A 24,714-nucleotide genomic window follows, 5' to 3' on the forward strand; every position below is an offset into this window, starting at 1 on the left:
ACTGCCGTTTTTGTTTTAGCGATGAATGTTGTTCAACACTCCATGCCAATATCTATGTCGCTTTTTATGATATGACTGGAAGATAGGTCAACACTCGCTCATCTCTGGCAATAAGAGGGTCAACAATAAGCTCTTTGAAAGTAGCACCATCTGCGTTCATCACATGGTTCATCAAGCCAGGGCTATCAGTGATCAAAGTATTCAATTTAGTCAATTGCTCAATCAACTCAAGTGCTAAGGTATTTTCAGCCGTTGCAGCATAATTTTTGCCCTGCAACGAAATTGTCGCCACTGAACTTACTGCATCATTGGCTAAGTGAATACCTGCAAACTCGCGCCACACCCGTGCTTTTTCTTCGCCGCGGTAGTCATTGTCATGAGAAGCAAGTACAACCTGCTTTAACATCATTTGCAGTAAATTACTCTTGCCTTTCATCTCTCCTGAACGATGAGTAAATCCAAAATATCGACCTAACGAGGTCGCATAGTTGGGTAATGCTTCAATCTGTTGGTCGGCATAATCAATATCCTGAGTGTAATACTCAGGGTTTACGTCACCGCAGGATTCGGTTAGCACTGGGTTAGTTAAGTAGCGGTTAATTGAGTTTACAGTATCTCCCATAGTCATCTGACACAGCATATTCTCAAGTTGGTCATGCACTTTAGCAGTATCTGCCAGTGCATAATATGTGCGCCCAGTGGTACTTCTTGGCGACGTACGTGTCAGTAGTTGGCGAACCGCTAATAGCTTGTCAGGCCACATTCCTAATACATCTCTTTCATTCACATAAGGATGATTTGGGTTTGACTGTGGTGCTTTCAGACCATTAAGTAGGTGGCCTTTATTGACCGTTACTTCAGCAATGACTTTATCTTGGTAGGCGGGCGTTAAATCCGCTTTAATGAGTAACTCTTTTAGCTTCTGTGGATCTTGGTCGAAATGGGTAATGATTTTGCCAATATCTATACCTTCCGCTAGATTACTCCCATTGAGGCGGTAAATACGTGATAGTACATCTTCTAGTGAATGAACCTTGGTTAAGCCAACACTGTTGTCGCTTTTCATTCTATAGGTGACATGTAGATTAATGTCATTCAAGCCTGCAACTTTTAAAAATGTATCAGCTGCTTTATTGACTGCGCGCTGCGATGCACAGAACCAATAAGCTTGATGAGACGGACAGAATTCGGCTAAACCATTTTGGTCAAACGCGAACAACTCTTCAGCAGTGGCCGTGTCTTCAACGAACTGGCGAATATCATTAAAGCCTTGTAAACGATTAATGGTGTAGGGCAGTACATTATCTTCAAAAAGTGTTTGACGATTGTGGCGCACATTCATTGTGTCGTAACTATCATTGTATCTATCGACATAATATTGCGCGATGTCGTCATTATTTGTCCCTGCGTCAAAACGATTACAGTTACTGTTTAATGAGACATGGCCATCGGTACAAAATGCAAAGTAACGCAGGTCATTTTCCGCGGCAACATTATGCAGTGCACCATATTGTGTTGTGCCAGTAAGATTGCCATTTGCTAACTCTTCACGACGTTTAGTATCTTGCTCTTTTAGTGAGACTAAAGACCCGTCGGCAGTTTCTACATTACGAGCATAACCAAAGCGCAATGCGGCAAGATCATACTTTTGATATGTGGTCGCAAAACGATCGGCGTTATAATCCATTTGACTGGAAAAGTCAGCTTTTGCGGTTAACTCGGGGTAACCAGCAGCGGCAAAGGCAGTTTGGAAATTAGTAATCTCTTGTTCGTTAAAAAAGTTAGCTTGATCTCGGCTACCTGCAAAGTTATGACGTAAGCCAAAGTTGTGCCCAAGTTCATGGGTTAAGGTGCCTGCAAAGGCCTGCGCCGCAAGTTTAGTCACAAGCTCAGATTGAAATGCAGTGGGCATTTTTTCTATATCTTTCAACTGTTCACCGACATTACCATCGACCCAGAACTGGCTATCTGTCCAGTCAATTTCATGACCTTTAATGCCTCCTGGCAACTCTCGCAGTGCACCGCCACCTAAACCAAAGGCTTCGTTGACACTCATTAGGTTATGTTCAGCCCAAAAGTCTTCCGTTTTACTGTGTTGACTAACAAGTTCTTCAAATGATGCGTTATTGGCATCAGTGGTGGAAAGTGCAGGGATTAACGTTTGTGGCTGCTCTTTTTGCGATGGCTGTTGCGCCATTGAGTTGTCATTTGTCGCAGTTTGTTCAGCCACTAACTGATTGGCTGCAACCGCGGTTGCACGCGCTAGTGCTTCGGGTGACGACGTATAGTCAACACCCGTTAATGCTTTTACTGAATTAGCATCGAGCATACCGCGGTTATAATCGAGTTGAACACGGCGATAGTAACGAGTTGATCCTTGTTCTAAGTTGGCACTGTACTGATCGACTCGACCGCTAACAATTTCACCGGTCAGTGGGTTGGCAGCAGATGGGCCATAACCCGCTAATCCATTATCTAGTGGCTCATCAAATAGGGTGATGTTGCTATAACGCAGATCGCCATGACGATGCTGACTCGCTTGCGCTAGTTTGATTGGGGGCAAACCGGTGTTGAACATTTTATTTTGGATATTCATCGCCGTGATGCTTTCATTGGCAGCATCTAAGAATGGCTTGTTTTTATCTTCAAAAAAGTTATTACTGAGGTAATAGGTAATAGCTTCTTTTTTAGGATTGTAGTGATTTAGGTATTGACGTACATAGCCGTCGGTACCGTCAGAGTGGTTGCCATCGCGGTAATTATGTTGGGTTCTAAAGAAGCCATAGCTGCCGTTTTCATCTTCACTGTAGGGCACAACGTCAAAGTCTTTGCTCGCGAGTTGATCAAGTGCAACGATAGAAATATATTCTGTGGTCGTAAAAGATAAGTTATCAAAGTTGCCTTTAAAAAATTGACCAAAACAGGCTGGGTTAGCTTGATAAGTATGTTCAATTTCAAAATTGATCACCCCGTTGCTCAAGTCCATTTCATAACCTTGCCAGTTACCGTCTTTCACTAAATGTGCAGATTCGGTCTCAGTGGTGCATTGTTTGAATGTCACAAGATCTGTGTAGTTCTCTTCAGCAATTTTCGCGGCTTCAAAGTGAGGAATGAAGTACTTCTTTTGATCCCATGTGACGTTTCGGTCATTGATCTCCTCCTCTTTGTTGGTGCAATCATCCCAGTTGTCTTTCTCACATTGGAAATCAACATAATTCCCTGGAATGGTTAATACAGGTGCCTTGTTATACTCATTATCATAGCGAGATTCATGGCCTAAGCCTATGTTGTCTCTATCTATTTGTCTGACCTGTATGCCATTCTCTGTCATGCGTAAGGTCACGAGCTTTTCATCACCTTGAGAAAACCCATGAATTGGAGCTGAATATCTTGGCGCATCGCCTAAGCTACGAGTATACAGAAACAGGCGTTCTGGCTGCTTTACTGCTAACTCTGATAACGAAGTTGCTGTTGTTTGTTTGTCTGTGGTGACGGTATTGTCAGTCGCAGCATTTTTGAGATCTTGGACTGAAACCATTTTCTCATCTTTTTTTACTTCTTGATACGGTTCATCTGCCCCGCAGCCGCTCAGTGCAAACGCACTTAGGATGGCCAACGTTATGGTCGATTTATTCATGAAAACCTCTCCTCAAATTACTGTTATAGATATTTTGTCATCGACAAATAAAAGACTGAGCTTTGCTTGTCATAAAGCTCAAAGCTATGTGATTGACCTCTTTCTGGGTCATAGAATCCGCCACTGTTGTTATGGCCTACTGCGATGATCCAACTGGGAGAAAATTCCCAGCCTATCTCTTCGCTCGCGGTAAATAAGTTGTCATATCGATTAGTATTAAAGCTTTTTGCCATACCATATGAGCCACTGACATCCACATACCAGTTGTCTATAAACTGCCAAGTCGCATCGGCTAATATGTCAATCTGGTGCTCTACAAAATGTTCGCCTTGGCGTCCGGTTTCATATTTATATGCGTTGTATTTAAACCTGGGAGATAGGTAAAAATTCCAGTCTTTGCTCGGTCTATAAAATAGGTAACCCGCGACTCTTGGCGCCGCTTGCAGTTTGTTCTCTTGGCTGGTGTGGCTGGTGGGTAGAAATACACCGGCACTGCCTAACAGAGTCCAATCATTAGCGAGTTCCTTACTCGGTGTACGATATTCAAGAAAGGTGTCGTAGTAATAGGATTGGTCGTGGTGCGTTTCTACTTCACCACCGACAGATACACGTAGGCTTCCCCAGTCGTCACGGTAAGCAATACGGCCATTTCCGCTAATTGATTGGTAAGAACTTGGTGCAGATTGTTCAAAGATATTGCTCGTTGCCGTAGCGCTGATGTAACCGGACCAATGGGATTTGTTGGACGTATTCGCAGCGGATACATTTTCATTATCAGCAAAGGCTGTTGACGTAAATGCCAATGAAAGTCCGATAGCGGCACTGCAAATTAAGGTGTTTTTATGTTTTGAACGGGACTTATTCGAAAATAAGGCACAGTTATTCAGTGACGGCATTATTCCATCCTATGAGAGTTCAGTTGTTGATGGCATAACTTGTTCAGCTAACTGTGCAGCCGCCAAGTTATCGAGAAACTATTTACTTATTATTGATAGGTGTTTAGTCGTGGATTAGAGCAAACACATAATTTGAGGTGAATTAAGTGGGGCAACCTTTAATCGGCTTTATCCAGCTGAGGACAATCGATATCAGATTTATAATAATTTTTGGGGTTCTAAATTTTAATTTTTTAACGATTAAATAGCTGCTAAAGAGGATCAGTAGACAATAAAATGCTGCTTCAATAGATAATGTATTTAGATCAATATCTTCTATACCAATAACGATGTTAGCGATGGCTTTATCATTAACGGGTATTGTTAATAAGCGGCAAAGTGGTGCAAGGATCACCATTTGAGGCAGGCAAAATCCTTTTGTAAACAATATGTTTTCGTGCTTATGTAGTGACTGTAACGATTGGCTTTTTGAAGATGAAGCAATCTCGACTTCGCTCTTACTGGACATAACTTGACCGACCATGAATATGGCAATCAAGATAATAATGTAAGATAAAGCACTGCTGAATTTCTTCAAAATAGACTCGTTGATGTATTTATTCGTTCTAAAAATGAGTGATACGAATTGATACATTTGAATTTGGGACCAAATCCCAGCATAGAAAATAAATAATGTATTTTCAATGGCTAATTAACAGTCGAATCGAGAGTGAGGTGTAGGTCACATTATTTTTTTAATACAAGCCGATTTTGCTCAATACGCCCAACTGACTGTTAACATTTAACTTTCATTTGGGGTGTTTGATTGATGTCGTTTACGTTTTTACTGTTTAAATTACTTTAAGAAAACGAGTGATTAAGAGGTGATATTCTTCTTGTTGTTGTTGTTGTTGTGCGTCGCGGAGTAAGAGACTTGTTGTTAGCTAATCGATTGGCTTAATGAAAGTTTAGGTGGCTTTACGTTTAGATAAAGGACATTTAAAGAAACACACTGCAAAGGATGATGGCTTTACAGTGTGTTATAGCGCTGCTTTATAGTGGAGTTTGATTGCCTATATAGGCAGTCAAATGACAAGCACTAGTATTATTACACATCGTTACTTGCAATCAACGGGTGCGAAGCGATTTTGCAGGTAATCAAATACTGCACGGATCCCAAACGCTTCTCCGCCTACTGGGCGACCCGGTAGTTTACGGTTATTCCACGCCATAACATCGAAGTGGCTCCAGCTAATGTCTGTATCAACAAAGGCTTCTAGATAAAGGGCTGCGGTGATTGCACCGCCAAATGGCGTTTTACCACAATTGGCCAAATCGGCAATATCACTGCCAGTTAGATCAAAGTAAGGCTTATGCAGAGGCATGCGCCAAACAGGATCATCGACACTTAAACCAGAGGCGGTAATATCGGCTGCCACTTGGTCGTCATTACTAAAGAATCCAGGTAGCTCAGTGCCTAATGCAATGCGCATCGCGCCGGTTAAGGTGGCAAAATCTATCATTAGCTCAGGCTTGTCGTTGTTAGCTTCTGCAAGTGCATCACACAAGACTAAGCGGCCTTCGGCATCAGTATTATCAATCTCAACGGTAATACCCTTACGCGTGGTGATCACGTCACCGGGTCTAAAGGCATTCGCTGAAACGGCATTTTCGACGGCAGGTACCAGTACGCGTAACCGAATAGGCAGGTTGTTGGCCATAATCAGCTGCGCTAAACCGATAACATGCGCGGCGCCGCCCATATCTTTTTTCATAAAGCGCATGCCAGCGCCAGGTTTTAAATCGAGTCCACCTGAATCGAAACACACACCTTTACCGACAAGCGTCACTTTAGGCGCTGATTCGTCACCCCAAGTGAGGTCGATTAAACGTGGGGCATTATCACTGGCACGGCCGACCATATGAATGGTTGGGTAGTTTTGCTCAAGTAGTTCGTCACCCACAATCTGGCTAAGCTGACCACCAAACTCGGTGGCCATTGCTGACATTGTTTCGGCCAAATCTTGTGGCATCATATCGGCGGCAGGCGTATTCACCAAGTCACGTACTAATGACACAGAGCGGATGAATTTATTGGCTTCATCGGCTTGAGCTTGTGTTGGAACCACAAGCTTTGGAAACTGCTTATCGCTCTTTTTATAACGATTAAACTGATAAGCCCCTAAGCCCCAACTAAAGGCTGCGGTTTTAATCTGTTTCTCGTCAGCGGTTAATTGGTATTGCCCCGCGGGTAGTTGGCTGACTAAATCACCACAAAGCCAGTAGGAATCGTCATTGTTGCTGACAAAAATGACCTCAGATAATTCACCTTCAGTATTGGGAATTAAGCATACGCCTTTGCCTGAAAACTGGGTTGTGGTTAGCCAGTTGATAACGCTTTTAGCTTGCTTTTCGCGCCACTGTGAAAATGTTTCGCTGTTAAAAATGGAAAGTGGAATGCCTGAAACACCTGAAACGATGATATTACTCATGTAGGGACTCTTTATAGTGACGAGTTTAAAAGATAGCCCCAAGAATATCAGGCTAGTCACTTTCTAGAAAGAAAAGAGATGATTTTACAGTGATTGTTTTAGATTGCTTAAGTCGAACTGAGGTGGCTTGGGCTGAGGTTATTTAGACTGGGTATTGTGGGCTTTAACTCGGTTTTTGGTTGAGGTTCTGCGAGCATTCGCTTTTCGCTCAGACATATTATTGAACGAGCTAGGTAACACATCAACGCCAACCACTTTCCCCAGCTTTAACACCAACGGAATGGTAATTGGCGCAAAAGGTAAAACGGCAAATATTCCTAACCCTAGGCCCTTGAGTAAGTCGGCGAATTGCTTATTAGCCTCGACTAACTCTTCTTTACTGGCTTGCTTACGGGTATAGCGTGTGTAAGTCACCAGCATCTCTTTGGTTTCTTGCTTTTCTTGAGCCAAGGCTTCTTTAACAACCAGCATATCCAGTTTTATACGCAGCCAAATACGACGCCTTCCAATACGGATAACGCGAATAGGAGCCTTGTGTAAAAGCAGGTAGATATTCATGGGCGCGATTGTCGCATAGCAGCTAGATTAAACCTATTAATTAAAGGGGGAATTAAGTGATATAAGGTCAGTTTAGTCGGTTTTAAACTGACCGGGTACTAAAGGCTAACCAGCGCGTAGACTGAGGATGCTGGATAACACGATCGGTTGCTCATAACGGCAAAATTGGCTGTCTTTTTTATCAATTGCATAAATTGACATACGGTCAGCTAATTCATTACCTTCGATGCCCACATGGGCGGATACATGCTTAATTGACAGCTGTTCTTTAAGATTGTCATACAGTTCATGAGCCTGTTGAATGATATCGAGATTTTTGATATCACCAGCCTTTTGGCGTTTCCAACCCTTGGTTTTCCAACCATACGCCCAATTAGTAATGCAATTAATTGAGTATTGAGAGTCACTTAAGATCTGTACCGATTGATCAGCTTTAATTGCTTTGCCTGCTAACAGCAGAGCTTGATGCAGTGCATTAAGCTCTGCAGAGTTATTGGTGCCGTTAGCGTTGAATAGCCCATACCAAAGTTCTGTTAGCTCACCGCTTTGATAGATTGCAATGCCTGAACCCGCTTTACCTGGGTTTGGCTCGCAGCCACCATCAGTAAAAATCGATACGTCATGTTGGCTTAGGTCGATTGCTTTACTGGATTTTTCAGTTTTTGGGCCCGTGCTAGCCGTTGTCGATTTTTTTTGCGCCGCGCCGCCATAGCTGGGAACGCGCTTAAATGCAGCTTCAGCTTCAGCTTGGGTCTTAAACGACTTATATTTGGCTTGCGGGAATTTATCGACCTGTTTCTTGGTGTGATCCCAGCTAGTAAAAATACCGGTTTCGCGTCCTGCCCATACTACATAGTACTTTGTTGCCATTTAATTTTTAATCCTTGACCAGCCCTGTAAGGGCTATTGTTGTTAGCTCTTTTTACAGTGTGCAAGCAACTGTACAAAAAATTCGCTGCCCTTGCGCTCGGCAAAGGCAATATTGCGCTCGGGGATCGTTTCAGGGTCATCGTAGTTCGCTAACGCTAGCTCCATGCTGACTTCGCGAATGATGTGCAATGTCGGATAGGGAGAGCGGTTAGTATAGTTCGCGGCTGCATCTTGTGCTTCGCCGTCAAAACAGTAGTCAGGATGAAAGCTGGCTAATTGGTATTGCCCTTCATACCCCTGCTCAAGTAATAGGTCATTGGCGATATCGACAAGATCTAAATAGGGATAAAAGCCCTCAAACCCGCGCGGTAAGATAAATAGCGTCGTTTCGACATCAGTGTGCTTATCAAGATAAATACACTCTTGGATTAATGCGTGTAGCACTAGCTGCAGCTTTGATTCATCGATAACCGCATAGCGAATGCTAGCGCGTTCAACTTCGCGGCGAGCAAAGGGGCAAATGTTGAACTTCATAATCACTTGCTTAACCCAATTCTCGGTTTGCGTCGCGTATTCTTGCAGCTCTGGATCGATATTATTGGTCATTACTTACTGCCTATAGCGGGTTATGGCGCGATCATAGGGATGATTGAAAGCACAAGCAAGAGCGCCATGCTGACGTTAAATATTTTTTGCTGTCTTTGATTCTTTAGTATGCGTTTTAATGCCACGCCAAACCCTAGCCAGACAAACGCACTGGGCAGGGCAACACAGAAAAAGACACTCACAATGGTGATAACTTGTGGCGCAAGTGCTTGTTGCATCGTGGTAAAGGTGGCTATAGCGCCAATGCCCATTATCCATGCTTTAGGATTGACCCACTGAAACGCCGCCGCTTGGATAAAAGTGAGCGGGGCAACGGTAACCTTACCGTTCATCTTGGCACTACTATTGGCAATCAGCCAAGCTAAATACAGCAAGTAGCTAATACCGACATATTTAATAATGACATGCAATACAGGGTAACTTTGAAATACCGCACTTAAGCCCAAGCCTATGGCTAACACCATTGCCGGAAAGCCAATGCAAATGCCGAAGAGATGCGGCAAACTGCGCTTTACACCAAAGTTAACCCCTGATGACATCAGCATAATATTGTTTGGGCCGGGAGTGATCCCCGATGAGAATGCAAATAATGCAATCGTTAAAATGAGTTCCATAGGTCCGAAAATCAGAATAGAAAGGCGCGTATTCTAACGTGATCGTGTGCACCGATCAAAACCATTATGAGTGGATTAAGGCCGTTCACCGTTAATCAACTAAATCATATCTTTTTGTTATATACAAAATACAAAAAAATCAATATTGCATAATAAGTCGATAACATTAATTTGTTATGCGAATGTTGGCAGTGAATATTTAGGAGTGATTTTTTTGACATCGGTTAATGACACTTTGGGTAAGATTTAACTGATGTGGTTTACTCACTTGATTGCAATGGAACAATGCAAAGTTAAGGTATTGAAAATAATCAGCTTTTAATTTGAAACAATATTGCTAACTGTTTATCACTTTTGGTTTGCACTAACGATTTTTTTATGGCTTAAAAACGTCCTAGCAGGGTTAATACGAAAGTATGATGCTCTATAAATATACCAGCCTTGTCGTAATATAACGGCCTATAAGTGCTGACTATCCATCTTCAAAATCCCCCTACCTCAGTCATTTTTTTGACTCTTGACTGTTCATTCAGTGCAGATCGTTAAATGTGACTTTCTATCCATGGCTGTACATTTTTCGCACTTGATTTTGGATACTGTATAAATTATAAATCTAATTATCTTTTTAACAAAAGATTAACAATATAAAAATAATACAGTAACAACCTCAACGTTAATGCCCTATAAAAGTCTGCTCACCACTTCCCTGAATTAGGTGGTTTAACGACATAGTCGCGAATAATTGGAGTCAAACATGTCAATAGAATCGTCTAAGTCTCAAGCTCAACGAGGCAAGTTTAAAATTCACGTTTTAGCACTCGCTTGCTCAGCCATTATTTTCCCTGGTGCTGCACTAGCGACCGGAGATATCGCACCTACAGCTAAAGAAGCTTCAAAGCCTGCGCATGGAAAAGAGCTCAACAACCGTTTTGAAAAAGGGGCCAATATCCCCGGTCAGCAAAACGGCACCGAGAAAAGTCAGCGACAGATGCCTGCAAAGAGTAAGCAACCAAAAAAGATTGAAGGGCCGATGGGTGTATCTGGTCCAACAGCGGAAGCTGAAGATAATGGCTGTAGCAGCGAACTCGCAGATTTAAGTGGCCAGGCGCTTTTCGATTTTGTTAGGCAAGCTGAACTTTCTTGTATCTCTGAGCTTTATTCAAGAAATGATGCAGTATCCGTTGCAGCTTACCAACCTGAAAATGTGGTTGCGGTGGCTAATCAAACAAGCAGCATTGCTGCGACTTATGACAGCCGTAACGGCGATGAAATGCGCAACCTTTTTTACTTCTTACGCGGTGCATTTTACATTGAGTTCTACAACGATGACTTAACTTACAGTGACACTCAAGCGGCAGATGCTATTTACAGTGCGTTGATTGAGTATTCTAAGAACCCCTATCTGTTTGACCTTAGCCAATCGGCTGGCGATACGCTGTCGGAGTTTTTCACTTCATGGGCAAGTGCCGATCATATCTTAGAAAGTGTGCCTGTTATTACCGATTATTTGCAGAAGTTTAATGCAGACTTTTTGGCAAGTAACCGTCACCGTGCAGCACTGACCAGCGCACTTACTACGCTTTATTACGGTAGCTGGGAAGAAGAATACAATAAGAAGACCATGGATCACGATGAGTTGATTGATGGGCTACTCACTATAGCCACCTCTGAGTATATTTACAGTTCAGCTTATCAATATGAATCGACCGATGCATTTCATGAATTTGGCCGCTTCTATGAATATCAAGAGTACTGGAACTTGCCTGAGAGTCTAAAAACACGCCTTAACGAGGGCGTGCAGTTATACATGAGCAAATTTGAGCGCATGTCGGCTGAGTGGGCCGATGGGGCGGGTTACCTCGATTATTACAACCCCGGTGAGTGTGAACAGTTTGGTATTTGTGGCTGGGAAAAAGAGTTAGAACAAACAGCGTTACCAATCAACTACAGCTGTAGTGACACTATTTATATTCGGGCGCAGCAGCTCTCAAATGACGAACTGCAAAGCTCTTGTGATTTAATGGGCAGTGAAGAATCGTTATTCCACAATGTGTTAGCCACGGGCTATCAGCCTGTTGCCGATGACTTAAATGAAAGTCTAGAAGTGAACATTTTCGATAGCTATGATGATTATGCGCAGTATGCGGGTGTGATTTTTGGTATTAGCACTGACAACGGTGGTATGTACTTAGAAGGCACGCCATCTGAAGTCGGTAACCAAGCTCGATTTATTGCTCACGAGGCAACGTGGACTGATGACATTCTAGTGTGGAATCTGCGCCATGAATACGTGCACTACCTCGATGGTCGATTTAATCAATACGGTGCATTCAATTACTTCGATATTAATACGGGTAAATCTGTTTGGTGGTCTGAAGGATTAGCTGAATATATTTCTAAGCAAAATCGTAATGACGGCGCCATCGATTTAGGCCGCTCTCAGGCTTACAGCTTAAGTGATATCTTGTCTAATACTTATGACTCTGGTTCGGAGCGTGTTTATAGCTGGGGCTACTTAGCGGTACGTTTCTTATTTGAAAATCACAGAACTGACGTAGATGCACTGCTGGTGCTTGCTCGTGGCGGCGACGCTGATGGTTGGTTGGCTTATATCGACAATACAGTGGGTCAACACTATAACAGTGAATGGAATACTTGGTTGGCATCGGTAAGCAGTAATGACGATTCAATCGATACTGGTATTGTAGCCCCCGTGGATTCAGATGGTGATGGCGTGATTGACAGCCAAGATGCATTCCCATTTGATGCAAGCGAAACCACGGATACTGACGGTGATGGTGTCGGTGATAACGCTGATGTTTTCCCATCCGACCCGAATGAAACTGCTGATAGTGATGGTGATGGTGATGGTTTTGGTGACAATGGTGACGCGTTCCCAAGTGACCCCACTGAGTGGGCCGATTCTGACGGTGACGGTATTGGTGATAATGCCGACACAAACGGCCCTGTTGAGCCAGTTGAACACTGCGGCGTGGCAACCATTAGCGATGGCAACTTAACGAAAGATAAGCTCGAATGTGTTAGTGGGGATGATGTTAACTACTTCTATACCTACATCGAAGAAGACAATACCGCGCTTTATATCTCGACTGCTGGTGGTGAAGGTGATGTTGATGTTTACTTCAACCAAAACATTTGGGCAAAGCCATCGGCTTACACCGCAAAAGCGGACACCGTGGGCAATAATGAACAGCTAAACGTAATTGCTAACCGTGGTTGGGTCTATGTCAGCCTTGTTGCTAGCGAAGAGTATCAAGGTGTTAGCTTAAACGTTAGTTTGACTGACGGTGACGCAGGTACAAATCCGTTAGCCGTTGCAGATGCTTGTGCAACCCAATCTCCCTATAGCTACGGTGGTGTTGAGTTCGGCGAAGCAATCTGTATTGCTGATGGGCACTCAAGCTACTACTTCTATGTACCCTCTGGAACAGAAGAGATTAGTGTGGCAAGTGGCCATGGTACCGGTGATGTAAATCTTTACGGAAATAGTCAAGCTTGGGCGAATTCAAACTCATATGAGGTGAAGTCTGAAAGCCAAGGTAACGTAGAAAGTCTTACGATTACAGCGCCGGTAGAAGGTTGGTACTACATTAGTGCAGATGGCGCACCATCAAGTGACGGTGCAAGCTTAGTTGTGGATATTAAATAGTGACTTAAGCCATTATTGATATTTGATTTTTGTATCCAAAGATAACCGACTCACATGAGTCGGTTTTTTTATGGTGTGTGACAAAGTATCGAAGCCCAGTCATCTCAGTGAAATGCTGTTATTGGCAGCGTCATTGAGACTGCTAGAACAGATAATGGGTGCAATTGTTTTTAGGTCAGGTTAGGTTAATGTTTCAAATGTTAATCTGTGACGTAATCTTAGAGATGGATTTTAAAACGCGATGATAAAAAACTATGTAGCAGTTATATTGATGGGTTTAATGGCGTTATCGGGCTGCAGCACTTCTGCAACAACGGATATCCCCACAACTCGGACCACTATGGTCACTAGCGGGGATCTATCTCTGCTTACTAGTTCTTCAAAAGTATTCGGCTGGCACCCAACGATGTTTGCGGTTCACGCGAGTGACAAAGTTGATGATCAAGTGGTGATTGCACATATGCGCCATGCCATTACTCAAGCATTGGAAGCGAAGGGATACCGTCTTGCGACTCAATTTGAAACACCCAGTATTATTGTTGGTTTTGGTTTAGCACTTGAATCTGAAATGGATGATAAAGAGATCTTAAAAAGAGCGGGCTTAGTGCCAGGATTATCAACCCAAGGGGTTGATGATAAATATGAAAAAGGTTCGGTACTGGTGGCTTTCTTTTCGCCATATAGCCCGATGCCAATTTGGCGAGTATTAGCGCAAGGATTTACCGAACTCGATCACAAACCCGAAGAGAGAGAGCAACGCTTTGAGCAGCTATTATCGCGAATGCTAAAACCGATCCCGATAGTATAAAGATTCACTTTGCGTGATAGCCTCTGAGCAATAGCCGCTAAGTGAGCGCCTTTAAAGAGTCATGTCTTAGCCAAAAGACGAGTGACGTAGCGCGAGTTAATTGCCTCAAGTGACCCAATCGATGAACAAATTAATAAAACGCCCTGCAATTGCAGGGCGTTTTTAGTTGTGCCGATCATGTAAGCACTAATATAAGTACCCACGTCAGTACTAACTATAAGCACTCAAGGTTCAGTAGGCTAACTTAGTAAGCCACACTGATTTCATACGAGCCAAATTTACGAATATTGATCACCCCAGTATCAAAGATAAGATATTGACCTTTAATACCTTTTAAAATACCCGACACTTCAGGATTCTTATCAAAGTTATGTGAGGCAATCTTAGTGGGAAACTCGTTCACTGGGAAGTGGATCTGTTGGATTGGCTCATCAAGTTTTGACACTGCAAATTCACCATGCTCAGCGGTGATTTCAGCCAAACGCTCGGTGATTTGTGGGATTAAAGTCGCGGCTTGCTGCTTGAGATCTAAATTGTCAGCATTGCCTTTTAACATGGTGCGCCAATTGGTTTTATCAGCAATCATTTCCGCTAAGGCTATTTCGACTAAACCTGAGATGAAACGGGTCTCAACTTTAAAGATCGGTAGACCTTGAGTTGCGCCTTGATCTATCCATCGTGTTGGCAATTGGGTATGGCGGGTGATGCCCACTTTAATGCCAGAAGTGTTAGACAGGTAGACATAATGCGGTACAAAGCAGTTAGCTTCTCCCCAAGATGGCTCGCGACAGGTTCCCGCCGCAAAGTGGCAAGTTTCTGGTTTCATGATGCACATATCGCAGCTGGCAAGCTTTTGCATACACACATAACAATGGCCCTGCGAGTAGCTCTTTTTCGTTTTCTTGCCACAGTTACAGCAGAGGATCTTCCCTGTATGGGTCAGCGTAAGTTCAGAGCCAATAAGTGGATTTAAATCGAGTAACTCATCGCCGACGGGTAATTGATATTGCACCAACTGATTCTCATCAAGGTGACTGCGCATTTTTCTGAGTGTTCCAAGCATGACATTTCATTTTTTATAAGTATTTGGCTCTAGTCTAACAGAATGTTAAACCGGCCTTTGAATGGTTTTTTCGATTGCTAAAAGAGATAACAAGCAGTAAATCGATAACGATTATTGTATTTCCCGATCTGTTTGGCAGCGGTCTTGAGCGAGGCAGTTTGTTTGGCACGCTGAGTAAGCTGGTTGTGCAGCCGTCTATTGCGGTTATCTAGTTTGTCAGATGGCTAAAGAGTTGATGTTTGATTGACAGCATTATCTTGAACAGGCAGAGCTACAGCTCAGGTTATTCGAAATGCTAAGTAAGGAGTAGGAGTGAATAGCATGCTGGTTCAAAAGACATCCCGCTAACTTAGCAATGTTGGTGGGATGTCACTGGGATTAAAAGCGGCCGTTTATAGAGGCACCAATCGCAAAACCATCGGGGGTGTTGTCCCCATCTAAACCAAACTGTTTTGCTGCGCTTAATTTAGCGGCAAAGAGTTGAGAGATCTGCCACCAATATGCGGTTGAAATAGAGTAGGAGCTGTTACTGTCATCAATACTGTATTGATGATAATCACCATCAGTAGAGGTGAACTTATTCTCGGCATCATATTGACCCCATAAATAACCAGCGCCAACAGACCATGACTTTGTAATGTACCAATCAGCCGTTAAGTTCACTATGTTGCTATCTACTTGAGAGTTCTGGTTATAGTTGCTAGTACCTTTGTTATTAATCACTTGGCTAATGTAATCATTGCTGCTGTCGATATAACTCCATTTGGCGAGAAAATCCAAGCCTGAAAATGATGCTAATGGAACAAAACTATGTACTTGAGCAGAGTATTTTTTATTGTCGGATTCTGAACTCGCTGAGTGGGAGTAGATATCATTGTCAAAAGAGCTACTGCCAGATGCTGAGCTAGTTTGATAGGACAGTGAAAATTCAGACGTTTGATTGAAATAGTAGCCTAAGCTAAACCCATATTCAGAGATATCATCCGCAAGAGAGATAATTTGCGCCCCTTGGTCGTCTAAGTCGACTTCGCTGTAATTGGCGGCGACAAACCAGTTTGAATCGATCACATAAGTGCCGTCGATACGATAAAGTGCACTGTCATCGAGTGTGCTAATTTGAGTGTATTGTGCGCCAAGATTAGATTCTTGTGCTAGAAAACCATTGAGTGCGTAGGGACCATTATCAGTATCGACAGGGCTAAAGTAAAAACGATAATCTAAGCTCCAGAGTCCGTTATCAAAATTATCCGTGTGGCTACCAAAAGTAACATTGGCTTCATGCTGATAAGTATTGCTCGAGTTATCGTTTGCGTTGGCAGACGTAGCGACAAGCGCTAATAGTACTGCAAGAGATAGGGTTTTCTTGTTCATATGACTTCCTTGTTTAAATTATTATCAAGGAAGCTGGATAAAATAAAGCATCAAGAGGTGTCACCTCTTATATTATTAAAATCCTTTTAACGAAATGACAGCTTCCTTGTCATGGATAATATACCTGAATAATGACTCTAATGTAAACGCCTAATATTCAAGCTTATTTATAAGAATTTATTAAAAGATAGGCGTAAGAGGATCTTGTTGAACAAACACCAGTTTTAGATGCCGAGACCCCAAGAGTGTGAGCTTAAATCTGTTCTATTGGGCTTGGGTAGCCTTCATTGTCAACAGCGTTAACCTGCGAGACTCCTGTTGGATTTATCACTACAGGTGCCAAAGAGCCACTACTCGATATCTGGCATATTTCTAATATTAAGCACCAAAAGTTCGGTACTGTCTTGCCGTATTCATGCTCACTTCGATTGATGGTTCTATTATCTAAAACCAAGGTATCCAGATGGACTAGAACAGAATGATTATTGCTCATCAAGGGTCCTGGTTTGTTGTTATCTGCGGTCAATTTAACGCTTGAAAAACTATGTTTTACTCATTCAAATAATATTCCAAGAACATAAGCAGTGGACTATTGTTAGGCTACTGAAATGTATATTAAGCGTATTTTTTCATGACTTTAGTTAGTATTGAAAGCTTAATTGTTCTTTGCTAACTAAAGATAAGTAATAGAAGAGGGGACTAGAGTATGTCTGATTGGGTCATTCTAAGCGGTTATTATTTTCCACCTTATGCCAGATTCTTTGTGTTTGGGTTTTCGGTGTGGTTACTGTTCCGCAGGACGTACTCATCATATCTTTACAGCAGTAGTATTGTTCATCCATATCTTTGCGATATTTGCGTATTAATTACGCTGGTTAATATAAGTTACTTTTTATTACGTTAGCAACAGGAACTAAAATCAGATGCGAATTATTAATATATTGATCCCCATCATCGCCATTATTTTAGCTACTGTATCAGGAAGTTATGTATGGCAAAGCTACATGCACTCGGCGTGGACACGCGACGGAAAAGTTAAATCTGAAATCACTCAAATTACAGCAGACATTTCCGGTCGCATAGTTAAAATTCATGTGAAGGACAACCAAAAAGTTCAAAAAGGTACATTACTGTTTGAGATTGATAAGCGTGATTACCAAAATGCCCTCAATGAAGCACTTAGTAATGTAAAAGTTTCGCAGGCGCAGTTAAATCAAGCATTAAACATCGAAAAGCGTGATACGAAATTACCCGAAAATTTGATCTCTGCTGAAGAGGTAACATCAGATATTTTGGCTGTTGAACAAAATAAAGCGGCATTAGATGTAAGTAAATCCATGCTAGAACAAGCAAAATTAAACCTCTCTCGCGTTAAGATTTATGCGCCAGAAGAGGGGTTTATCACCAATCTCAATCAACGATTAGGCAACTACGTTAGCGTCAATGAGCCTTTAGTTGCGTTAGTAGAAACAAAGTCATTCTATGTTCTGGGTTATTTTGAAGAGATAAAGCTCCCGAACGTAATCGTTGGACGAGAAGTGTTGATCACACCTTTATCGGGATTACCGCCGTTCAAAGGCGTAGTTGAAAGCATAGGGCATGCCGTTCAAGATAATAGTGCAAATGATTCAGGGTTAATACCTAATGTCACACAGACGATACCATGGGTTCGGTTATCCCAACGTATCCCTGTTCGCATAAAAATTACAGATGATTTGTCAGATACACAATTAATACATGGTACGACTTGTTCAGTTGAAATATTGGATTAATCATGAGTAAAAATGAAAGTCAAAATACAGCGATGCTTGGGCAGAAAACGTATTGGTTGGATAAAAAAATAGCGTTAACAGCGCTAAGAGTCACAGTGAGCATTATGCTATCGTGGGTTATCTCCATGAGGTTAAATGTTCCACCAAATACCGCAATGATGTCTGCTGCGATTATTGCATTGATGCCTTCAAGTGGAGACTTTATCTCTAAGTTGGTATCACGAATGATCGGGACTGCGATTGGTTGTATTTTAGTCGTCACGATAGCCCCCTTTTTTATCAGCGACGCCAATGTTTTTATATTCATATTGATTTTTATTTTATCGTTATGTTCTTTTCTTTCCACCGTCGCAAATGGCTACATGGCCTATATGTGGGCGGTTGTTGGTTTAACCATTGCCATTATTTCCTTTCCTGCACTTAATAATTTATCTGAATTTCAAATATTTAGTTTGGCTCAATCTCGTGGTAGCGCTATTTTCATTAGTATTATTTGTTGTGAAATGGCCATTGTTATATTTCCCCATGAATCTACGGGTAAACACCTTGAAGGATTGATATCAGGAAAAACAGATGAAATAAGAGCTTTTATATTATCTTCTGTAACGGATTCATCTACTGGTGGCACCGCTGCATTTTTTAAATCCTATGCTAAGTCGTTAAAGGCGTACGTTGATTTAAAAAAAGTGATGGCCTTGGACCCTTTCTTTGATAAAAAACAAACTGAAGATTATTCATTTTTTGACCTCATTGATTTAGTATTCGACTCTGCACTTTTATATCGTTTATGTCGAAATAAAGACATTGATATGTCACTTTTCACTGATGATTTTATCGAACAAGTGAATAACATAGATCATGATAGACCATTTAGTCTTAAATTTATTCAACCTTTAAAGATACAACAAACAAGTCAAAACTGGAGACTTCTTTTAAATCAAATAGAGTTGATACTTAATCAATATTATGAGCTTGTTAATGGGAACTCAGTTAAAAGAAGTAATACGATTGATAGATTGCCAACATTTGAACCTGGTAGTTTTGTAAAAGGGTTAAATAATGGTATTAGAACTCTATTTGTTTTACTGACACTCTTTGCTTTTGTGATAGGTACTAACTGGGATTATGGTTTTAATGCTCTGTTAAATGCATCAATCCTTGCTGTAATGCTACCTACCATACCTATGCCAGCATCTTACACTATCATCCTTCAAGCGAAAGGGACTCTTTATGTAATATTGTTAGGTTTTGTCACTCAGTATTTTTTGATGCCACAAATTGATAGTCCATTAGTCATCTTTATTTTGTTTTCATCTTATATGTATATTGCAAGTTACGTTTTTTTTAAAGATCCAAAATTAAAGATTATCATGATGTTTTTCTTGTTCTTTTGGACAAGTTACATAAGTGTTAATAATATTCCTAGTTACGATTTTTTAAAATATTTAAATGTTGTTATGAGTACATTTGTCGGTATGTTTGTCCCATTAGTGTTCTTTTCATTGATTAAACCTTCTTCTCCAATCTATATTGAAACTCGTGCTATAAAAGCCGCAGAGAGGAAAATCATCAGGTGTATTAATGATGACAATAGTGCCTTAGAAAGAGGGATACTCTTTGCTTATTTACCGTATATTGATATGGATGGTGAATTTAGCCCTGAGTTAAAGAAAGTGATTTTTTTAAATGAGCTTGTACGTACCAGTGATAAATTACTTATTCTACAACCCGATGACGATTTAGGTGTTCAATTTAAAAAGTGGATTAAAATGTATAAAAATAGCGACTATATTGAGCTACAGAGTGTCGTGAGGGAGTTTTCGAAACAAGAAATGATCCGTTATGAAGCGAAGTCAGAGGAAAATATAGAATTGTTATTAGGCTGGTACTGGTTAAATTCGGCTACTGATTTTTTGACTGAACCGGCGAGTTTGGATGCCACGGCAGATGATTAATTTGAAGGCTAGTCATTTATTGATAACTATAATTGCAGAGGTTCAAGTTAGCTAAATTTTTAACTTAATCAATATAATAGACCATTAACGTACTCAACAATGGATTCTAATAACGCTCCCCCCTAAACACACAATGTCTCTGAATCGTGTCATTAGCTCATCTAATAATTGTGGCCCTGTTCTGTTTACATGCGCTTCTAGCTAATGACTATCGGTTTCCTGGCTTAAGGCTTACTCACTCTTGACTGCTGGTGAGTGTGTAATGGTATTCATCAATGCTTAAACTGACGCAAGTTTGTTTGCTGATATCCGGTATTGCTTGCGAATTAGATACAGAGCAAGAGATAGCTATCGCTAGGCGACTGAGAGGTTATCGATCAGTAAGCAGTAATAAGGTTCGTTTGATTTAGGTCATATGGCGTTTTGGAATGACGATAGCGATGAGTAAGAACTTGACGAAAATGATAACCACCTTGAGCCACGCGACTATTGAACTGTCGAGTACAGCAGAACAAATCCGCAGTATCTGTTTACAAGCCAATATCAGTCTGTAAGAGTAGTAAGCAAGTATCTAAGGTGTGTTTTTAGCCATTTACGAAATGACGGAGATAATTGAAAGTGTCTCTACAAACGCAGGATTGGTGGCAAAATTACCGAAAAGGCCGCTGAAACTTCATCGCATGCTAGTGGCAGTGTTGCAAATACAATTAATGATGCACATGTTCTGATCGAAGAATTAAGAAAGACTACCGAGGTTATTGCTGAGATTGAATCAAAGAGTCAGGTCATAGGCTATATTCTAGAGGTGATTAGAGGCATATCAGAGCAAACTAATTTGTTAGCGCTCATGGTCGCGATTGAAGTCGTCAGAGCTTGAAATCAGGGCTGAGGCTTTGCCGTCGTCGCCCATGAGGTTGGTAATTCGTTAAAAAAACTCAGTTGTCAACGGTGGACATCGAAAAGATGATTGAGCAGCTAGAGCTGAAAATGCGATCACAATAATGAAGCATAGTAATGAGTAGACATAAAAGACGATCAAGACGGCAGGGCTCTGTAAGAGTCAATTATCCTCGCGATCGAAGAGATGTAGCGCATTCCAGCCAACGCTAAACAGATTGCCACCGCAACGGTGCAGTAATCGTTAGTAACGCAAGAGATAAGCCGAAACATCACTGCGATTAATGACACTGGATTACAAAGCGCCGCCAGTGCTGAGCAAGTTGCAGCCACCAGTGAACAGTTGTCACCACAACTCAACTCGCTTACAGCGCAGTTTAAGATAAAAAGTTAACGTATTGAAGACACATTATCGATAGGTTTGGCTATTATTAACAGCTCTATCCATACAAGTATTCAAGAATAATAGTTAAGATGATTATTGAATACAATCAATTGCGAAAACTAAAAGGAATCACTATTATCATTTGAAATAGCGTGAGTCCCCTTACTATGACGGCTTTATCTACAATGTGAGTTTATTAAGATGTAGCAGTGCTACTTGATTGCTAGGGTCAATTTCTAGAACCCGCTGAAAAGTCGCTTTGGCACTGTCTAACTCTTCGACTTTTATCATGAAAATACCTAGCTTTAGCCAAACTGATACATCTTCTGGGTACTTTTCTAGATAATCCAGATATAGATTAAGCGATTCTTGGTATTTACCCTGTAGCCTTAATATATGCGCATGCTGAGGAGTGTAGTCATCACTGAATTGACATAAGCTATCCAAAGCGCTCTGTGCAAGATCAATTTGACTTAACTTCAGTGCTAGAGTGCAAATCTGCTTTAAAATAATTTCGGTTCGCAACTCTACCTTCAAAGCTAGTAAAGTGTCTAAGGCCTCTACATCATTACCTTCTAATCGTAATTGATGACAAAAAGCAAGATGATAAAGTACTTTTACATAATCATCATTTGCTGCTTGTAGTCTGAGGTTTTTTGCCATTTTCACTAGACCGTCGTAACTTTCATCGCGGATCAGTACCATGATTTTTTCAAATACATTATGCATAGAGGCTGATTTTTTTACGGTATCTATGTACAGTTTAGGCATAATAGTGAGTTGCTCAGCATATTCCGCCAACAGGTTCGTCAATAGTTGCTGTGTCTCTTCGATTTGCAGAGCATTGTCATAATATCTTTCCCAGTGAGGATGATTTTTTAGCCAAATATTGACACGGCCATGCTGTTGCTCTTTCCTCCAATAATGAGCTAAATCACTAAAGTTAGTATTGACTGTTATTTCGGAGAGTCTGTGATTTAACCTTCGTAGCGTTTCTTTAGTTAGTAAGTTTAACCGTTCGCTGACATTAATAAATGCTTCATAGTACTTTCTAGTCATCAGGCGCATATGGGGTTCATCCCAGTCAACCGTTTTTTTGGTTGTCAGGAATGTTGAAAATTCGGCTAAACCATAAGTTTTAATTAGCTTAGCTGTGTGAGCATATTTATGATTAATTTGCTGTTCGATTTGATCTAATCTTTTGCTGTGTTCAGCATTGTGTCTAGATTTATTTTGAATTTTTGAATTAATATTTTTTGCAGTTTTTGCAAGTTTTATAATTTTTTCTAGCGTGTTAGATAATTCTTGACATCCCTTTCTTGATGTTAAAATATCATTCTTTCTCGCACTATTACTTAGAGTGGGAATCAAGTCAAGCAACTGCTTTGGCGAACAGTTTATTAGCTTGAGTTTGATGTCGCTGGTCTTTTTGTAGTATATAAAAGGGACTTTGGCAGCATTGGAGGATAAGTTTATAAAGTCAATACTTGGGCTATTTTCGGCTTCTTGGGCAAGAGCCTCGATTGCCATTTTTAGTGGGATAACTGTTTCGGCTTTTTTCCCAGAATAGGTTTCAATCCATTCACCCATAATCCCTAGATTGGGCCCTATTTTAGCCTCAACGGAGTTTTTCGCGTGTGTGTGGCCGTTATCGCTAAAGCATAAGTCCACTCCAGTGAGTAGAATTTGTGAAAACCCCATCTTGGTTGCTAAATGGACAGAGGCATTTGTTACTGTAGGGCCTCTTGTTGATACATTATCAGTTGGCTCTATTTGCCATGGATATTTATTATCCATAAACAGGCTTTTACCTTGCCATTGTCCAAGCAGCCTAGAATTGACGTGATATGAGTTAACGAATAAACTAACAGGGGCTAACTGCATCATGTCTCGGTTGACTTCAAAGCTGAAATCAAAGGGGTCTACAGAGACAATGATATGAGGAATTATTCCCTCTTGGAGTAATTTTCCCGCAACACGTGAAACAGCTATTAAAATTAGGTTGTTGTAATTGTTTTTTATCCATCCAATACTTTCATCTAACGAAGGGCCACCTGCGATAATTAGGCAGCTTTGACCGTTAAAAAGATTGTTCAACAATGATGCAGGGGAGATGTTTTCAGATATATTTCTAAATTGTTCTTCGTAGTATTTTTTTCTTGAAGAATTTAATTTAAGAACAGTATATTCAGCCTCAAGTATTCTAATAACTTCTGTGTTTAAAATACTGTATTCAGGAAGGTGGCTATTGGTAGCCGCTATACTCCGGTGATGCTTGAAAGCACTTTTTAATATATAAAGCGAATACGTATCGGAAGGGATGTTTTGCTGGAATTCCTCTAGTGTACAAACAAATAGTTTGTCTCTAAGATCCTTAGGGATATCGATTTTTAATAAGTCAATGACGGCGTTGAGTTCAATGAAAATAAAGATACTACCGTTAGGGATACCTTGATCTAGAAGGTAATTAACCAATAAACCAGAATCCATACCAACAACGATATTTAACTTGTCTTCCAAGTTGAAATCTGCTTTAAAGCGTTTGTTGAATTGAGTTTTAGAGTCAATGTTTTCAAACATATTCCTATTAACACTAGGTAAGTAATACTCATTAAAAGGGCTAATTGAAAAAGTATTTTGAATATTGGATTCAGCTAACTGCATATCTTCCTCGTTATGTATTTCACAACCGTTCATGGCCAATTATTTGTCGGGAAAGCACTATTTTTTCTAATTTATAAGATGTAATAATCACACTATTGTGACAGGGTAACGGTATTGTTTTAGCTGTTTTATAACTCTTGAAGGTTGGCCTGCGACTACAGTAAAAGCCACTACATCTTTGGTGACTACACTGCCTGCACCCACAACGCTATTCATGCCGACGGTAACACCGGGGAGAATAATTGCATTAGCTCCAATCCAAGCCCCCTTTTCAACAACAACGGGCTGCACTTCCCTATGACCTTGTTCGAAAATTGGCCGAGTAGTATCACTAAACTCATGATTGGATGTATATATATGCACTCCGGAGCCGATGGAGACAAAGTCTTCAATTGTAATATTCACTATATTTTCCCCGTGCGGAGATGCAAATAACATCGTGGCCGGTCTTATGACTACGCTATCCCCAATGCTTAT

At 41.1% G+C, this 24,714-nt stretch carries 20 protein-coding genes; 7 read left to right on the plus strand and 13 right to left on the minus strand.

The genetic code is table 11. The annotated features are described in order from the left end of the window. Positions 1-64 precede the first annotated feature (64 nt). From L2729_RS07155 to L2729_RS07190, 8 genes are all read right to left on the minus strand, one after another. The gene (locus L2729_RS07155) at positions 65-3,637 is read right to left on the minus strand and encodes a zinc-dependent metalloprotease (RefSeq protein ID WP_248987660.1); all 3,573 of its coding nucleotides are present in this window, start codon (positions 3,635-3,637) and stop codon (positions 65-67) included. 23 nt (positions 3,638-3,660) lie between these two features. After that, positions 3,661-4,533 carry a hypothetical protein gene (locus L2729_RS07160; protein WP_248987661.1) on the minus strand — a complete coding sequence of 291 codons (873 nt, stop codon included), beginning with the start codon at positions 4,531-4,533 and terminating at the stop codon, positions 3,661-3,663. A 142-nt stretch (positions 4,534-4,675) separates the two neighbouring features. Further along, a complete protein-coding gene (locus L2729_RS07165; protein WP_248987662.1) occupies positions 4,676-5,110 on the minus strand; it encodes a hypothetical protein in 435 nt (144 codons plus the stop codon). 520 nt (positions 5,111-5,630) lie between these two features. Next, the gene (locus L2729_RS07170) at positions 5,631-7,004 is read right to left on the minus strand and encodes a leucyl aminopeptidase family protein (RefSeq protein WP_248987663.1); all 1,374 of its coding nucleotides are present in this window, start codon (positions 7,002-7,004) and stop codon (positions 5,631-5,633) included. A 138-nt stretch (positions 7,005-7,142) separates the two neighbouring features. After that, positions 7,143-7,562 (minus strand): hypothetical protein, encoded by a 420-nt coding sequence (locus L2729_RS07175; RefSeq protein ID WP_248987664.1) that lies wholly within the window; start codon positions 7,560-7,562, stop codon positions 7,143-7,145. Positions 7,563-7,667: 105 nt separating this feature from the next. Then, positions 7,668-8,432: a ribonuclease H family protein gene (locus L2729_RS07180; RefSeq protein WP_248987665.1), complete on the minus strand. Its 765-nt coding sequence runs from the start codon at positions 8,430-8,432 to the stop codon at positions 7,668-7,670. 42 nt (positions 8,433-8,474) lie between these two features. After that, a complete protein-coding gene (locus L2729_RS07185) occupies positions 8,475-9,038 on the minus strand; it encodes a DUF1415 domain-containing protein (RefSeq protein WP_248987666.1) in 564 nt (187 codons plus the stop codon). A 20-nt stretch (positions 9,039-9,058) separates the two neighbouring features. Then, positions 9,059-9,652, minus strand: coding sequence for a LysE family translocator (locus L2729_RS07190; RefSeq protein WP_248987667.1), 594 nt, complete (start codon positions 9,650-9,652; stop codon positions 9,059-9,061). Between the two features lie 754 nt (positions 9,653-10,406). On the opposite strand from L2729_RS07190, the gene L2729_RS07195 reads away from it, so the two are divergent. Then, positions 10,407-13,322, plus strand: coding sequence for a M9 family metallopeptidase (locus tag L2729_RS07195; protein ID WP_248987668.1), 2,916 nt, complete (start codon positions 10,407-10,409; stop codon positions 13,320-13,322). Between the two features lie 241 nt (positions 13,323-13,563). Continuing rightward, complete coding sequence (locus L2729_RS07200) at positions 13,564-14,130, plus strand: DUF4136 domain-containing protein (protein WP_248987669.1); 567 nt, start codon at positions 13,564-13,566, stop codon at positions 14,128-14,130. Between the two features lie 244 nt (positions 14,131-14,374). Here the strand turns inward: L2729_RS07200 and L2729_RS07205 are convergent, their stop codons facing one another. Then, a complete protein-coding gene (locus L2729_RS07205) occupies positions 14,375-15,193 on the minus strand; it encodes a DUF2797 domain-containing protein (RefSeq protein ID WP_248987670.1) in 819 nt (272 codons plus the stop codon). Between the two features lie 74 nt (positions 15,194-15,267). Here L2729_RS07205 and L2729_RS07210 point away from each other — a divergent pair, with 74 nt between their 5' ends. Continuing rightward, positions 15,268-15,405: a hypothetical protein gene (locus L2729_RS07210; protein ID WP_248987671.1), complete on the plus strand. Its 138-nt coding sequence runs from the start codon at positions 15,268-15,270 to the stop codon at positions 15,403-15,405. A 166-nt stretch (positions 15,406-15,571) separates the two neighbouring features. On the opposite strand, the gene L2729_RS07215 is transcribed toward L2729_RS07210, so the two are convergent. Together L2729_RS07215 and L2729_RS07220 are read right to left on the minus strand one after the other, a co-directional pair. Further along, positions 15,572-16,564: a putative porin gene (locus L2729_RS07215; RefSeq protein WP_248987672.1), complete on the minus strand. Its 993-nt coding sequence runs from the start codon at positions 16,562-16,564 to the stop codon at positions 15,572-15,574. Positions 16,565-16,817: 253 nt separating this feature from the next. Continuing rightward, complete coding sequence (locus L2729_RS07220; RefSeq protein ID WP_248987673.1) at positions 16,818-17,057, minus strand: hypothetical protein; 240 nt, start codon at positions 17,055-17,057, stop codon at positions 16,818-16,820. 430 nt (positions 17,058-17,487) lie between these two features. Between L2729_RS07220 and L2729_RS07225 the strand changes: the two genes are divergently transcribed. From L2729_RS07225 to L2729_RS21815, 4 genes are all read left to right on the plus strand, one after another. Beyond that, positions 17,488-18,336 (plus strand): efflux RND transporter periplasmic adaptor subunit, encoded by an 849-nt coding sequence (locus L2729_RS07225; protein ID WP_248987674.1) that lies wholly within the window; start codon positions 17,488-17,490, stop codon positions 18,334-18,336. Between the two features lie 2 nt (positions 18,337-18,338). Continuing rightward, positions 18,339-20,291 (plus strand): FUSC family protein, encoded by a 1,953-nt coding sequence (locus tag L2729_RS07230; RefSeq protein ID WP_248987675.1) that lies wholly within the window; start codon positions 18,339-18,341, stop codon positions 20,289-20,291. A 428-nt stretch (positions 20,292-20,719) separates the two neighbouring features. Further along, positions 20,720-20,845 carry a hypothetical protein gene (locus L2729_RS21655; RefSeq protein ID WP_283104171.1) on the plus strand — a complete coding sequence of 42 codons (126 nt, stop codon included), beginning with the start codon at positions 20,720-20,722 and terminating at the stop codon, positions 20,843-20,845. A 173-nt stretch (positions 20,846-21,018) separates the two neighbouring features. After that, entirely contained in the window at positions 21,019-21,168 is a 150-nt protein-coding gene (locus L2729_RS21815; RefSeq protein WP_428848232.1) for a methyl-accepting chemotaxis protein, read from the plus strand. Between the two features lie 585 nt (positions 21,169-21,753). Here L2729_RS21815 and L2729_RS07235 read toward each other — a convergent pair. Further along, a complete protein-coding gene (locus L2729_RS07235) occupies positions 21,754-24,237 on the minus strand; it encodes a 6-hydroxymethylpterin diphosphokinase MptE-like protein (RefSeq protein WP_248987676.1) in 2,484 nt (827 codons plus the stop codon). An 87-nt stretch (positions 24,238-24,324) separates the two neighbouring features. Continuing rightward, the gene (locus tag L2729_RS07240) at positions 24,325-24,642 is read right to left on the minus strand and encodes an acyltransferase (RefSeq protein ID WP_248987677.1); all 318 of its coding nucleotides are present in this window, start codon (positions 24,640-24,642) and stop codon (positions 24,325-24,327) included. Between the last annotated feature and the right edge of the window lie 72 nt (positions 24,643-24,714).

This window comes from Shewanella gelidimarina (assembly GCF_023283945.1).
GTDB lineage: Bacteria > Pseudomonadota > Gammaproteobacteria > Enterobacterales > Shewanellaceae > Shewanella > Shewanella gelidimarina.